The organism is Xanthomonas dyei (genome assembly GCF_002939865.1).
In the GTDB taxonomy this organism is placed as follows: domain Bacteria; phylum Pseudomonadota; class Gammaproteobacteria; order Xanthomonadales; family Xanthomonadaceae; genus Xanthomonas; species Xanthomonas dyei.
Genome location: NZ_MDEE01000009.1, coordinates 30,327 through 43,104, shown reverse-complemented (window position 1 = coordinate 43,104; position 12,778 = coordinate 30,327). Strand labels below are relative to the sequence as shown.

10 protein-coding genes and 2 pseudogenes are annotated in these 12,778 nt (G+C 66.1%); 7 read left to right on the top strand and 5 right to left on the bottom strand.

The annotated features are described in order from the left end of the window. Positions 1-24: 24 nt before the first annotated feature. From XdyCFBP7245_RS08430 to XdyCFBP7245_RS08420, 3 genes are all read right to left on the bottom strand, one after another. On the bottom strand, positions 25-1,338 hold the full coding sequence (locus tag XdyCFBP7245_RS08430) for an NCS2 family permease (RefSeq protein ID WP_104615252.1): 1,314 nt from the start codon (positions 1,336-1,338) through the stop codon (positions 25-27). A 383-nt stretch (positions 1,339-1,721) separates the two neighbouring features. Beyond that, the gene (locus XdyCFBP7245_RS08425) at positions 1,722-2,681 is read right to left on the bottom strand and encodes a PDR/VanB family oxidoreductase (RefSeq protein ID WP_170068573.1); all 960 of its coding nucleotides are present in this window, start codon (positions 2,679-2,681) and stop codon (positions 1,722-1,724) included. Between the two features lie 17 nt (positions 2,682-2,698). Next, positions 2,699-3,751: an aromatic ring-hydroxylating dioxygenase subunit alpha gene (locus XdyCFBP7245_RS08420; RefSeq protein ID WP_104615250.1), complete on the bottom strand. Its 1,053-nt coding sequence runs from the start codon at positions 3,749-3,751 to the stop codon at positions 2,699-2,701. Positions 3,752-3,877: 126 nt separating this feature from the next. On the opposite strand from XdyCFBP7245_RS08420, the gene XdyCFBP7245_RS08415 reads away from it, so the two are divergent. Together XdyCFBP7245_RS08415 and XdyCFBP7245_RS08410 are read left to right on the top strand one after the other, a co-directional pair. Further along, entirely contained in the window at positions 3,878-4,795 is a 918-nt protein-coding gene (locus XdyCFBP7245_RS08415) for a LysR family transcriptional regulator (protein WP_104615249.1), read from the top strand. A gap of 202 nt (positions 4,796-4,997) precedes the next feature. Beyond that, a complete protein-coding gene (locus XdyCFBP7245_RS08410; protein WP_104615248.1) occupies positions 4,998-5,804 on the top strand; it encodes a TatD family hydrolase in 807 nt (268 codons plus the stop codon). Between the two features lie 9 nt (positions 5,805-5,813). Here XdyCFBP7245_RS08410 and XdyCFBP7245_RS08405 read toward each other — a convergent pair whose 3' ends face one another. Then, positions 5,814-6,482, bottom strand: coding sequence for a VOC family protein (locus tag XdyCFBP7245_RS08405; RefSeq protein WP_170068572.1), 669 nt, complete (start codon positions 6,480-6,482; stop codon positions 5,814-5,816). A gap of 370 nt (positions 6,483-6,852) precedes the next feature. On the opposite strand from XdyCFBP7245_RS08405, the gene XdyCFBP7245_RS23755 reads away from it, so the two are divergent. Next, positions 6,853-7,416: a hypothetical protein gene (locus XdyCFBP7245_RS23755; protein WP_146091660.1), complete on the top strand. Its 564-nt coding sequence runs from the start codon at positions 6,853-6,855 to the stop codon at positions 7,414-7,416. A 129-nt stretch (positions 7,417-7,545) separates the two neighbouring features. Here the strand turns inward: XdyCFBP7245_RS23755 and XdyCFBP7245_RS08395 are convergent, their stop codons facing one another. Then, complete coding sequence (locus XdyCFBP7245_RS08395; protein ID WP_104615246.1) at positions 7,546-8,433, bottom strand: LysR family transcriptional regulator; 888 nt, start codon at positions 8,431-8,433, stop codon at positions 7,546-7,548. A 97-nt stretch (positions 8,434-8,530) separates the two neighbouring features. Here XdyCFBP7245_RS08395 and XdyCFBP7245_RS08390 point away from each other — a divergent pair. The 4 genes and pseudogenes from XdyCFBP7245_RS08390 to XdyCFBP7245_RS08375 all read left to right on the top strand — a co-directional run bounded on the left by XdyCFBP7245_RS08390 (position 8,531) and on the right by XdyCFBP7245_RS08375 (position 12,768). Next, positions 8,531-9,805: pseudogene (locus tag XdyCFBP7245_RS08390) on the top strand (MFS transporter). Next, a pseudogene (locus tag XdyCFBP7245_RS08385) lies at positions 9,768-10,198 on the top strand (VOC family protein). The pseudogenes XdyCFBP7245_RS08390 and XdyCFBP7245_RS08385 overlap by 38 nt, the downstream one beginning before the upstream one ends. A 509-nt stretch (positions 10,199-10,707) precedes the next feature. Then, positions 10,708-11,589, top strand: a complete 882-nt coding sequence (locus XdyCFBP7245_RS08380; RefSeq protein ID WP_104615319.1) for an NAD-dependent protein deacetylase — start codon at positions 10,708-10,710, stop codon at positions 11,587-11,589. Between the two features lie 60 nt (positions 11,590-11,649). Beyond that, a complete protein-coding gene (locus XdyCFBP7245_RS08375) occupies positions 11,650-12,768 on the top strand; it encodes an NADH:flavin oxidoreductase/NADH oxidase (RefSeq protein WP_170068571.1) in 1,119 nt (372 codons plus the stop codon). Positions 12,769-12,778: the final 10 nt, after the last annotated feature.

The following is a 12,778-nucleotide window of genomic DNA, read 5'->3' as shown; positions in this document are numbered from 1 at the left end:
GATGAAACAGCCGTGGCGATCCGCTCATTCCAACGCATAGCGCAGCACGAACAGGCTGGCGATTACCCAAGTAGCCGGATGCACCGCGCGCCAGCAGCCACTGCCCAGCCTGAGTGCTGCGTAGGTGATGAAGCCGAAGGCCAGGCCGGTGGCGATCGAGTAGGTGAGCGGCATCGCCAGCATGCAGATCGCGGCCGGTAGTGCGTCGCCGACATCGTCCCACTGGATCTGCGTGCACTCGCGCAGCATCACCGACGCCAGGTAGATCAGCGCCGGTGCGGTGGCATACGCCGGCACCATCGCCGCCAATGGCGAAAACAACAGCGCCAGCAGAAACAGCGCTGCCACCACCAGCGCGGTGAGGCCGGTGCGCCCGCCTGCCTGCACGCCGGCAGCGCTTTCCACGTAGGCGGTGGTGCTGGAGGTGCCAAGCAGCGAGCCGGCCAGGATGGCGGTGCTGTCGGCGAGCAGGGCGCGGTCGAACTGACGACGGTGCGCCTGGGTATGCAACAGGCCGGCGCGCTGGGCCACGCCCATCAAGGTGCCGGTGGCATCGAACATTTCCACCAGCACGAACACCAGCACCACGTGCAGCACGGCGGTCAATGCGCCGCTGCCGCCATGGCCTTGCAAGGCGCCGGCAATATCGAGCTGCAGCAGGGTAGGCGCCAGGCTCGGCGGCAGCGACAGCACGCCCTGGTAGTGCACCAGACCCAGCGCCAGCGCCGCCACAGTGACCGCCAGGATGCCCAGCAACATCGCCCCACGCACGCGGCGGACTTCCAGTACGCCGATCAGCAGCAGCCCCGCCAGCGCAAGCAGTGGTTCGGGACGATGCAGATCGCCCAGGGTCACCAGCGTCTGCGGATGCGCCACCACCAGCCTGGCTTTTTGCAGGCCGATCAATGCCAAAAACAGTCCAATACCTGCCGCAATCGCACTGCGCAACGCGGGCGGGATGCCATCCACCAGCCAGCGCCGCGCGCCGGTGACGCTGAGCAGCAGGAACACGCAGCCGGAGACGAACACCAGCCCCAACGTCTGCTGCCAGCTGTAGCCCAGCGTGCCCACCACCGAGAAGGCAAAAAACGCATTCAAGCCCATGCCCGGCGCCATGCCGATGGGATAGTTGGCCAGCACGCCCATCAGCAGCGAGCCAAGCGCGGCGGCCAGACAGGTCGCGACGAACACCTCGCCGTGGTCCATGCCGGTGGTGGCCAGAATGTCGGGGTTGACGAAGACGATGTAAGCCATCGTCAGGAAGGTGGTGGCGCCGGCCAGGACCTCCGTGCGCACGCTGCTGCCATTGGCGGCCAACGCGAATCCGGGCCAGCGCATCAGCGTGCGCCCCGGCAAGGGCGGGCGAAGGCGATCACACAAACAACCATCGGCAGACATCTCATCGACACAGGGGGGGCACGCGCGGGCCGAATATCTTGCACCGTGGCAGGACGATTGCCACGGACCTTGGGCACGGAATGCGCTGCAAGTGCTATGTGCGTTACGCACTGCAATGGCATAGCCGCAGGCAGTTGTCTGTCTCTGCGCCGGCGTTGTCTTGTGCAACGATCAATCGCACCGTGCAAGACGACGCGGGGCGCACCTCCATCCACAGGTGTCCTGCAACCTTTGCGGCTGCTTTGCGCTGCAGCGTGAACGTCGTCAGCCACCTGCGCTATCGCTGTCGTCACGTCTGCGCAAACGCATGACACACAAAGCGCTCAAAGATCCAGCACCAAGCGTGGCGAGCGGCTGCGCGAGCAGCACAGCGTGATCTGGGTATTGGCGGCATGTTCGCCGTCGCTGAGCACGCTGTCGCGGTGATCCGGCGTGCCGGCGATGACGCCAGTCAGGCAGGCACCGCACATGCCTTGTTCGCAAGACAGCGGCACCGCGATACCGGCATCGAGCAAGGCGCTGGCGATGCTGCAATCGGCCGGCACCTGCACCACGCGGCCACTGGCGGCCAGCTCCACTTCGAAGGCGCTGTGGGCATCATGCGCAAGGCCGGTATCGACGGCGGCAAAGTGTTCGCGATGCAACTGCGCCGCCGTCCATCCATACGTCCTGGCCAATTGGGTGAAGTGGTCCATGAACGCGGCCGGCCCGCACAGATACAGTTGATCGTGCGCGCCTGCCTGCACGATCGCGTCGGGCACATGCACGCGCGGGCTTTGCCCGCCATCGCTCAGATGCACGTGCACCTGCCCATGGGTGAAGCCCTGTTGCAGCCGCTGCACGAAGGCCACATCGGCATGCCGGCGCGCGTAGTAATGCAGCACGAACGGCTCGCCACGCACTTCCAGTGCTTCGGCCATCGACAGCAGCGGGGTGATGCCGATACCGGCGGCCAGCAGCACATGCCGCTCGCCCGGATGCAGCGGGAACAGATTGCGCGGGCTGGAAATCTGCAGGCGGTCGCCGGCGCTGAGCTGCTCGCACAGATGCCGCGAACCGCCGCGCGAAGCGTCGGCCAATTTGACGCACAGCAAATAGTGATCGCGCGCATGCGGTGCGCTGGCGATCGAATACTGGCGGATCAACCCATCCGGCAGATGCAGGTCCACGTGCGCGCCGGCCTCGAAAGCAGGCAGTTCGGCATCGATCGGCTCCAGCCGGATCGCGCGTTGGCGATGGCCCTGGTCGAAGACGTCGGCGACGCGGACCTCGTGCAGTTGCATGGCGTGATCCTCGGCGGTCAACGCAGAAAAAAGTCGCTATAGCCCTGGCTGCGCAGGCCACGGCGATAGGCGATCGAACTGCGGTCGGCCGGGATGTGCACCTCCAGCAGCGGGTCCAGCGGCAGGTATTCGGGGCGCTGCGCCTCGACCATGGCGCGGTCCTCTTCGAATACGCGCAGGTTGAAGGCGTGCACGTCTTCCACCGGCAAATGGGTGTCGAAGTTGCGCGCGATCGGCACCAGCAGACGTGTCTTGTGCTTGGACACCGGGCTGGCGGCATTCATGATTACCAGCCGCTTGCCCGGCACCGGGAAGTGGATGGTGAGCGTGGCGGTAAACGGCAGATGGATTTCGAAGTGCCGCAGCCACTGGAAGCTGGGGTCCACCTCCGGCAGCGGCATGTCCACCGAATAATTGGCCACGCTGCTGAGGTAATCGGCGTTGAAACCGGTCGGCGTTTCGGTGGTGGTGTAGGCCGGTACCTCGCGCTTGTCCGGCTGGGCGAAGGTAGCGGTGTGCACGAAGGCGAAATGCGCCACGTCGATGAAGCCTTCCAGTTGCCGCGCGGCGCTGCCGCCGATGTCGAACGCCGGGCACACGATCTGCTGGAAGCCATCCTCGTCCCAACCCGGCATCGGCGGGATCTGCACCTCGGCCGCGCTCACGTCGGCCGGTTTGGCCAGGCACACCCAGATCAAGCCGTAGCGCTCGGCCACCGCATAGGTGTGCAGGCGCATCTTGGCCGGGATCTTCTGGTTTGGGCTGGCCGGGATGTGATTGCAGCGCCCGCCCGCGCCGAAGCGCAGACCGTGGTACGCGCAGACCACGCCGCCGCCGTCGGCGGTGCCCATGCTCAGCGGCACGCCGCGGTGCGGGCAGACATCGCGCGCGGCCACCAGCTCCTCGCCCAGCCGGTACAGCACCAGCGGCTCGTCCAGCAGGGTGGCCTTGAACGGCGCCTGCCCCACCTCGCTGCTCAGCGCCACCGCGTGCCAATGCTGGGCCAGGCGCTGCCAGTCGGCGGCGTCGAAGGTGCAGTGCAGCGGCAGGGCGGGGACGGCGACATCCATGGGGCGGTCTCTGGCGTGAGGCGGGAGCGGTGCCCGATTGACTCTAGGAAGCCGGGGGTGTGTGATCAAACATCGTTTTTCCGCCAAGCCATTGCAAAAAATGCAACGCCAACCGAGCCCCGCCGCATGCTGACCTTCTCCCGCTTCACCCGTTACTTCATCGAAGTGGCCCGCTGCGGCAGCATCCGCAAGGCGTCCGACGTGTTGCACGTGTCCGCCTCGGCGATCGACCGGCAGATCCTCAAGGCCGAGGAAGAGCTGGGCGCGCAGCTGTTCGAACGCCTGCCGGGCCGGTTGCGGCTGACCGCCGCCGGCGAGTTGCTGCTGGTGGATGTACGCGGCTGGGAGAAGGCCTACGCGCGCACCCTGGAGCGCTTCGACGAGCTCAAGGGGCTGCGCCGCGGGCATGTGGAGATCGCCATGATCGACGCGCTCAGCGAAGGCGTGGTGCCGGCAGCGGTGGCCGCGCTGGTGCAGGACTATCCGGGCATCACCTTCAACCTGTCCACTGCGCGCAACCAGCGGGTGATGGAAATGGTGACCTCCGCCGACGTGGATATCGGCCTGTTGCTGGACCCGGTGAGCAGCGTGGACCTGGAGGTGCGCGCGTTTGCGGATATCCCGTTGGGCATTGCGATGCCGGTCGGGCACCCGTTGAGCACGCGCACCGAGCTGCAGCTGAGCGAGACGCTGGAGCACCGGTTGCTGCTGCCGGCCGCGCCGCTGATCGTGGGCGAGCACGCCAAGGTGCTGTACCAGCGCCAGCACATCGACGTGAAGCGGCTCACCCACTGCAACGATGTGCGCACCCTGCGTGGACTGGTGCGCGCGGGTGCGGGCGTGGGTCTGATGTCGTGGCTGGACGCCGCCCCCGATGTGGCCGACGGGCGACTGGCGTTCGTGCCGTTCCGCCAGCACCTGACCAAGCCGATGACGCTGGCCTTGTGCGTGGCCCCGCAGCGACAGCTCTCGCGCTCGGCGCAGCTGGCGATCCAGGCGCTGGCGGCGAAGATCGATGCGATGGCGGTACCCGTGGTGGGGTGAGCGTGTTGCGCAAGCGGCCCTCACCCCTGCCCCTCTCCCGCAGGCGGGAGAGGGGAACGGCAACGCGTTTGTAAGGGCTGATGGCATGCAGATGCCGCAGTGCGTCGCTTCTCCCGCCTGCGGGAGAAGGTGCCCGCAGGGCGGATGAGGGCAACGCTCACCCAGTACAATCGCATCTGCTCTTTCAGGCCACACCCGCACCATGCAGTTGATCGATATCGGCGCCAACCTCACCCACGATTCCTTCGACCGCGACCGCGACGCCGTGCTGCAACGTGCACGCGAGGCGGGCGTGGCGCAGCTGGTGATTACCGGCGCCAGCCGCGAGCATTCGCCGTTGGCCCTGCAACTGGCGCAGCAACATCCCGGAGTCTTGTACGCCACCGCCGGCGTCCACCCGCATCACGCCGTGGAATTCACTGCCGAATGCGAGGCCGAAATGCGCACGCTGCAGGCGCATCCGCAGGTGGTGGCGGTGGGCGAGTGCGGGCTGGATTACTTCCGCGATTTCGCACCGCGCCCGGCCCAGCACAAGGCCTTCGAGCGGCAGCTGCAACTGGCCGCCAACAATGGCAAGCCGCTGTTTCTGCATCAGCGCGATGCGCACGACGACTTCCTGTCCATCATGCGCAGCTTCGACGGCAAGCTGGGTGCGGCCGTGGTGCATTGCTTCACCGGCACGCGCGAAGAGCTGTTCGCCTATCTGGACTGCGACTATTACATCGGCATCACCGGTTGGCTGTGCGACGAGCGCCGTGGCGCGCATCTGCGCGAGCTGGTACGCAACATCCCGGCCAACCGCCTGATGATCGAAACCGACGCGCCCTACCTGTTGCCGCGCACGCTCAAGCCCATGCCCAAGGACCGCCGCAACGAGCCGATGTTTCTGTCGCATATCGTTGAAGAGCTGGCGCGCGACCGTGGCGAAGATGTGGCCGTCACCGCTGCCAACAGCACTGCTGCGGCGCGTGCGTTTTTCCGTTTGCCTGTGCCTGCTGCCACCGCATGAGTCATTGGCTCATGCGGCCAGCAATTCCCAGCCCTGCGCATCGCGCAGGCGCAGGCCCGGCTGTGGCGCATCCACACTGACGCGCAAGCCGTCGGCCCACGGCAGTTGGCGCTGTTGCGGGAACCAGCGCCGGCGCTGGTCCACCACGATCAATAAACCTTGATCGTCGCCTAGCGCGACAAAGCCTTCCACGGCCGGCGCAAACGGCTGCACGCCAAAATGATGAGCCACGCTGCTGGTCACTGCCTCGACATTGTTGCTGGGCAAGCCGATCTCGCTCAGGCACAGCAATTCTTCGCCGTGGAACTCGCCCTCGCCGGTGGCCACATCCTGCAGCGCATCGCGCGCGATCAGCTCCAGCACCGCACCATCGGGGCCGGCGAAATACACCGATTGCGATTGCCACACCCCGTCCAGCGCAAAGCGCTGGCGACCTTGTGGGTCGGCAAGCAGCGTGCTGCGCGCGCCGATCCATTGCGCTGCGGCCTCGAAGCGCGCCGGCGCGACGTTGAAAGCCAGATGCACGCTGCCGACCGGATGGTGTGCCTGCACGCAGTCCAGCGTGGTCCAGCCGATGTGCACGGTGTTGCCCTGCAGCGGAAGCTGCAGCACATCGCGATAAAAGCGCCGGGTCAGTGCGGGGTCCAGACAGGGCAGCAAGAGATGACGGAGATGCATGGCACTCAGATCGATGGAAGAGGACTGCATTGAACAACCTCAATCGCAGTTGAGGTCAAGCATTCGATGCGCCAGACATGACGATGCCCGGCTTCCGAGCCGCGGCGCTCAGAAACGCCTTAACCGCGATGCACCTGGCCGATGCGCGAGGCCTTGGCACCCAATCCAGACGGGTGATCGAGCCCGCTTGTGCAATGTGAAAGGGTCTCCGGCGACCGCTCCAAGCAAGATGGAGCGCAATGCCGACGGACGAAAATGCAGGCACGCAAAGGCTATGGTGAGTTCGCTCGTGTAAACGCGTCTTCCAGGGTGGGACGCGAGGGTCGCCGGAAAACATCTATTTTCCCCAAGGTCATTGCGGAGAATCGAGATGGAAAATTCCATAAAGCCTGCCTCTTCAGCACGTACAAACCCGCCACTGGAGATTCCTGGCGGCAGCTCAACCGTGTCCTCTGGTGCCGACGGTAGCGTAGAGGCGGATCACCGGTTCGTAGCGTTGCGTCGCCCCCCCGTATCTAGGCGATCCAGCCCGTCTACTCCAGCCATCGCCACGGCAAGAGAGCGGCTGGAGCGGATGCGGCAAAAGGAACATAAACGGCTGGGCGAGCTGAAGGAGGACGCAACTTTGCTTATCAGTCGTTGGGGGGAACTGCAAAGTGCCTTGTTGCAGAGAGGAGATGCGGAGCTGGCACGTAAATTTGAAGAAAAGCAGCCACGCCTGGAGCAAATTCAAAAGGAGTTGATTCGCGAGATGGATCCCAACCTCACTGCCGATCCGAGTTCTGAAAGATGGGAAGAGGAGCTGGAACTCATGCAAATGCAAGCGGATACGCTTAAGAGAATGTTTGAAAATAAGAATCCCGGAGGCTTTGATTCGATACGCCCGGCATTGCTTGCCACCTTGAGGTTAGGTGAACCCCGTGTCCGACGCTGAATCTGACCAGGTCTGAAGGTGATCTGTCGCAGTTGATGTCGGGCACAGGCGAGGAGCGCTCACGTCTGTTCGAGCACGACGTTGATCCTCGCTCCCCAGGCTGACGCAAGCTGCGCCCGAGGCCATCGCTCAAAGCAGTTCTGCCAGCGCCCATAGATGGCGCACCAGCGGAGCGCTGTCCAGCGCGCCCGGTGCAACCGCCAGGGCCAGGCGCGCCAGCGGCATGCGCCCTTCGATATCCAGGTAGCGCACCCCGGGACGCTGCAGTTGCGCGGTGGAGGCGGGCACCACCGACACGCCCAGTTCGGCGGCGACCAGGTTGATGATCGATGACATCTGCGGCGCCTCCTGGGTGATACGCAAGGTCACGCCGGACTCGCGGCAGGCGGCGAGGATTTCGTCGTACAGGCTCGAACCGAAGCTGCGCGGAAACAGGATGAACGGCTCGCCGGCCAACGCCGCCAACGGCGCGCTGTGGTGGGCGGCCAGCGGATGCGCGGCCGGCACCGCGATCTTCATCGGCTCATCGGCAAAGCGCAGTAGCTGCAGGTCCGGTGGCGTGCTCAGTCCGTAGCGGACGAACGCCGCATCCAGGCGGCCATCGGCCAGGCCTACCAGCAGGCTGGCGGTGTTGGTTTCTTCCAGCAGCAGTTCGACCTGCGGCCATTGCCGGCGGAAGTCGCGGATCAGGCGCGGCACCACGGGGCTGAAGGCGGCCGAGGCGGTGAAGCCCATGCGCAGCCGGCCGGATTCGCCGCGCGCCACACGCCGGGCGGTTTCGGCGGCGCGCTCCACATCGGCCAGCACCCGGCGCACTTCGCCCAGAAAGGCCTCGCCGGCCGGCGTCAGTTCCGCGCCGCTGTGCGTGCGGCGGAACAGTGGCGTACCCAGCTCGCGCTCCAGTGTCTGGATCTGCTGGCTCAGCGGCGGCTGGCCGATGCCGACCCGTGCCGCAGCGCGGGTGAAGTTGCCTTCCTCGGCAACCGCCAGGAAATAGCGCAGGTGACGCAGCTCCATGGTATCTGTTTCATATATGGCAACTGCCAGCATCATATATTGGACAGGGGGTGGTGGCGGGCGAATACTCCCCGTCCCCGGTCTCATCCAGATACCCGTGCCTGCTCCCGATTCTCGCTCCAGCGCCCTACCGGCCAGTGCCGCCGTCCCCCAGATCGCGGCGCCCGCCACTGGCCGCATCCGGCTGGCATTGTTTCTGGCCGGCTTTGCCACCTTCTCGCTGCTTTACAGCGTGCAGCCGGTGCTGCCGGAGTTCGCACGCGCCTTCGGTGTGGATGCGGCCACCGCCTCGCTGCCGCTGTCGCTGGCCACCGGCGGGCTGGCCGTGGCGATCTTCTGCGCCGGTGCGGTTTCGGAAAACCTGGGCCGGCGCGGGCTGATGTTCGCTTCCATCGCGCTGGCCGCGGTGCTGAACCTCATCGCAGCGTTCCTGCCGCACTGGGGCGCGCTGGTGGCAGTACGTACCCTGTCCGGCATCGCGTTGGGCGGCGTGCCGGCGGTAGCGATGGTGTATCTGGGCGAAGAACTGCCGGCCAACAAACTTGGCGCGGCCACCGGCCTGTATGTGGCCGGCAATGCATTCGGCGGCATGAGCGGGCGCATCATGATGAGCGTACTGACCGACCACACCGACTGGCGCACCGCGCTGGCGCTGTTGAGTGGGTTCGACCTGCTGTGTGCCGTCGCGTTTGTGTGGTTGCTGCCGCCGTCGCGGCATTTCGTGCGTCGGCATGGGGTCAACCTGCAGTTCCATCTGCGTGCCTGGGCCGGGCATCTGCGCGATCGCAATCTGCCGTGGTTGTTCGCGTTGCCGTTCCTGTTGATGGGCGTGTTCGTCAGTCTCTACAACTAAGCCGGGTTCCGGTTGGGCGGGCCGGAATTCGGCCTGAGCCAGAGCCAGATCGGCATGATCTTCAGTGCCTACGTGTTCGGCATCGTCAGCTCGTCGGTGGCAGGGGCGGCGTCGGATCGGTTCGGTCGCGGGCCGGTGGTCAGTGCCGGCATCGTGCTGTGCGTGCTCGGCGTGGCGCTGACGCTGGCGCATGCGCTGGCGCTGGTGGTGGGCGGCATCGTGTTGCTGACGATCGGTTTTTTTATCGCGCATTCGGCGGCCAGCGCCTGGGTGAGCCGGCTCGGCGGCGCGCACCGCAGTCATGCTGCGTCGCTGTATCTGCTGGCGTATTACGCCGGCTCCAGCGTGATCGGCGCGCTTGGTGGCTGGTTCTGGCAGCACGGCGGTTGGCCCGGGTTGGTCGGCATGTGCCTGACGTTGCTGGTGCTGGCGTTTGCCGCCGCGCATGTGTTGCGCCAACGCGCGGACGACGCACGCCCGTATGGCCGCTTTGCGCCGCATCCTGCGCGTGGCGAATGACAGGCGGATCGCGCGGCTCGACCACTTGTTGCTTACCGTTGCCGACGTGCAGGCCACCTGCGACTTTGATGCGCGCGTGCCCGGTATGCAGGTGGTGAGTTTGGCGAAGGCTGGCCTGCGCTGGCCTGCGCTGGCCTTCGGGCAGCAGAAGATCAATCTGCACGCTGCCGGGCGCGCGTTCGACCCCAAGGCACGCGTGCCGACGCCCTGATCGGCCGATCTGGGCCTGATCATCGCAACTGCGCAGCAGCAGCAGGCGCAGGACCACATCGTCGCTGCCGGCGTCACCATCGAGCAGGGCCCGATCCAGCGCAGCGACGCAACCTGCGCGGTGTTATCGATCCCCGCTGCGACCCGGATGCCGACCTGATCGAGGTCAGCAGCTTGCTGTAACGGCCGATTGCGGGCCATGTGTGCACCGCGCGATGGCAGATTTCGCGATGCAAAGCATCTTGAAACGATGGCCGTCGCCCACCCTGACATCGCTGCGCTTTGGATGTGTGGCATGGTCGCCATATGGCGCTGCACGCAATCACCGGGCCACGCTGTACACGCGCGGTCCCCTGCCTGCAGGCACACAACGAGCGACAGGCGCAAACCCGCAACTGCATACTGCCTTGTCGCAGATGCGGCGCCTGAGTCCGCCGCAGGCGTCGGCTTGGAATTGGCCTGCACGGCCCCATCGTGTGCGACAGACCCGCGTGTTGCCTGCCGATGCACCTGCATCTGCATCCACCGCAACCGACCGGTCGTACCCTGTGCTGCAGACACCACGATGGCATGCTGCGCGCGTCTTGCACGACGCCCACTGCCAGCAGTGCACCGGCTGAACATGTTGCACCGCTGCAAGCGCGTCACGCCAAGGTGTTGCACAGTGATCTCACCGCTAACGGAGTTGCATGATGACGGGCCTGACCGACCACACCGGCGATGCGCTGCAGGCGTTCATCGAGCGCCACCAGCGCCTGTTCGTGCTCACCGGCGCCGGTTGCAGCACCGACTCGGGCATCCCCGATTACCGCGATCTGCAGGGCGGCTGGAAGCGTCCGCAACCGGTGACGTTTCAGGCCTTCATGGGCGAGCTGTCCACGCGGCAACGCTATTGGGCGCGCAGCCTGGTCGGCTGGCCGCGCTTCGGGCTGGCACAACCCAATGCCACCCATCACGCATTGGCCGCGTTGGAAGCGCGCGGGCAACTGGAAGTGTTGCTCACCCAGAACGTGGACCGCCTGCATCAGGCCGCCGGCAGCGCCGCGGTGATCGACCTGCACGGCCGGCTCGATGTGGTGCGGTGCATGGGCTGCGAGCGGCGCATGCCGCGCACCGAGTTTCAGCTGCTGCTGGAGCGTGACAATCCCGGATGGGCCACGCTGGACGCGGCGCAGGCGCCTGATGGCGATGCGGATCTGGACGATGTCGCCTTCGAGACCTTCGTGGTGCCGCCGTGCCCGGAGTGTGGCGGTGTGCTCAAGCCGGATGTGGTGTTCTTCGGCGAGAACGTGCCGCGCGAGCGTGTGGAGCGTGCGTTTGCGCATTTGCAGGCCGCCGATGCGGTGCTGGTGGTGGGCTCGTCGCTGATGGTGTATTCGGGCTTTCGCTTCGTGCAGACTGCCGCGCGCAACGGCCTGCCGATTGCCGCGCTGAACTTCGGGCGTACCCGCGCCGACGACTTGCTCAGCCTGAAGGTGGAGCAGTCGTGCGCGCAGGCGCTGGCTTTCCTGCAGCAGCCACCGGACCCGCTGCACAGCGCGCCGGCCAGGTACGACAGTACGCGCTCTGCATGACGCAGTGATCCATTGCAGCGGTTGTGCGGCGACGCGTGGCGCAGTGCAATGGGCGTCCCCATGTCGCGTCTGGATGCTGCCTTGAGCCAGTTGTTCACCCCCATCGCCTTCGGCCCGCTCGCGCTCGCCAACCGTATCGTCATCGCGCCGATGTGCCAGTACTCCGCACAGGACGGCCGCGCCAGCGATTGGCACCGCATCCATCTGGGCACGCTGTCGCAATCGGGTGCGGGGCTGTTGATCCTGGAGGCCGCTGCGGTGCTGCCGGAAGGGCGCATCAGTTACGCCGATCTCGGCTTGTACGACGACGCCACCGAGCAAGCGCTGGATGAGGTGCTGCAGTCGGTGCGACGCTGGTCGCCGATGCCGGTGGGCATCCAGCTGGCGCATGCCGGTCGCAAGGCCTCCACCGATCTGCCGTGGAAGGGTGGCAAGGCCATCGCCCCCGATCACGCGCATGGCTGGCAGACCGTGTCTGCCTCGGCGCAGCCGTTCAATCCGGGCAAACCGTCGCCGCAGGCGTTGGACGAGGCCGGGATCGATGCGGTGGTTGCCGCGTTCGTCACCGCGGCCACCCGCGCCGAACGCCTGGGTCTGGAGCTGATCGAACTGCATGCCGCGCATGGCTATCTGATGCATCAGTTCCTGTCGCCGCTGAGCAATCAGCGCAGCGACGCGTATGGCGGCTCGCTGGAAAACCGCATGCGCCTGACGCTGCGCATCTTCGAGGCGGTACGTGCGGCAGTGTCCGAGCGCATCGCGGTCGGCGTGCGCATTTCGGCCACCGATTGGGTGGAAGGCGGCTGGGATCTGGAGCAGAGCATCGCCTTGTCCAAGGCGCTGGATGCACGTGGCGCGCAGTACATCCATGTCTCCAGTGGCGGGCTGGACCCGCGTCAGCAGATTCCGGTACAGGCCGGCTATCAGATTCCGTTTGCGCAGGAGATCCGTGCGCAGGTCACGATGCCGGTGATCGGCGTGGGCCTGATCACCGAGCCGGCGCAGGCCGAGGCGATTGTGCAAGACGGCCAGGCCGACGCAATCGCGCTCGCACGCGGCATCTTGTACGACCCGCGCTGGCCGTGGCATGCCGCCGCTGCGCTGGGTGCATCGGTCACACCGGCGCCGCAATATCTGCGCTGCGAACCGCGCGATGCACGCGGCGTGTTCGCCAGCTGACCCACGTCAC

Bases quoted from the DNA above. Each gene is read 5' to 3' on its own strand.
- XdyCFBP7245_RS08375 (WP_170068571.1), top strand. From the start codon at position 11,650: ATGTCGCGTCTGGATGCTGCCTTGAGCCAGTTGTTCACCCCCATCGCC.
- XdyCFBP7245_RS08395 (WP_104615246.1), bottom strand. From the start codon at position 8,433: ATGGAGCTGCGTCACCTGCGCTATTTCCTGGCGGTTGCCGAGGAAGGC.
- XdyCFBP7245_RS08380 (WP_104615319.1), top strand. From the start codon at position 10,708: ATGACGGGCCTGACCGACCACACCGGCGATGCGCTGCAGGCGTTCATC.
- XdyCFBP7245_RS08410 (WP_104615248.1), top strand. From the start codon at position 4,998: ATGCAGTTGATCGATATCGGCGCCAACCTCACCCACGATTCCTTCGAC.
- XdyCFBP7245_RS08430 (WP_104615252.1), bottom strand. From the start codon at position 1,338: ATGCGCTGGCCCGGATTCGCGTTGGCCGCCAATGGCAGCAGCGTGCGC.
- XdyCFBP7245_RS08425 (WP_170068573.1), bottom strand. From the start codon at position 2,681: ATGCAACTGCACGAGGTCCGCGTCGCCGACGTCTTCGACCAGGGCCAT.
- XdyCFBP7245_RS08415 (WP_104615249.1), top strand. From the start codon at position 3,878: ATGCTGACCTTCTCCCGCTTCACCCGTTACTTCATCGAAGTGGCCCGC.
- XdyCFBP7245_RS08405 (WP_170068572.1), bottom strand. From the start codon at position 6,482: ATGCATCTCCGTCATCTCTTGCTGCCCTGTCTGGACCCCGCACTGACC.
- XdyCFBP7245_RS23755 (WP_146091660.1), top strand. From the start codon at position 6,853: ATGGAAAATTCCATAAAGCCTGCCTCTTCAGCACGTACAAACCCGCCA.
- XdyCFBP7245_RS08420 (WP_104615250.1), bottom strand. From the start codon at position 3,751: ATGGATGTCGCCGTCCCCGCCCTGCCGCTGCACTGCACCTTCGACGCC.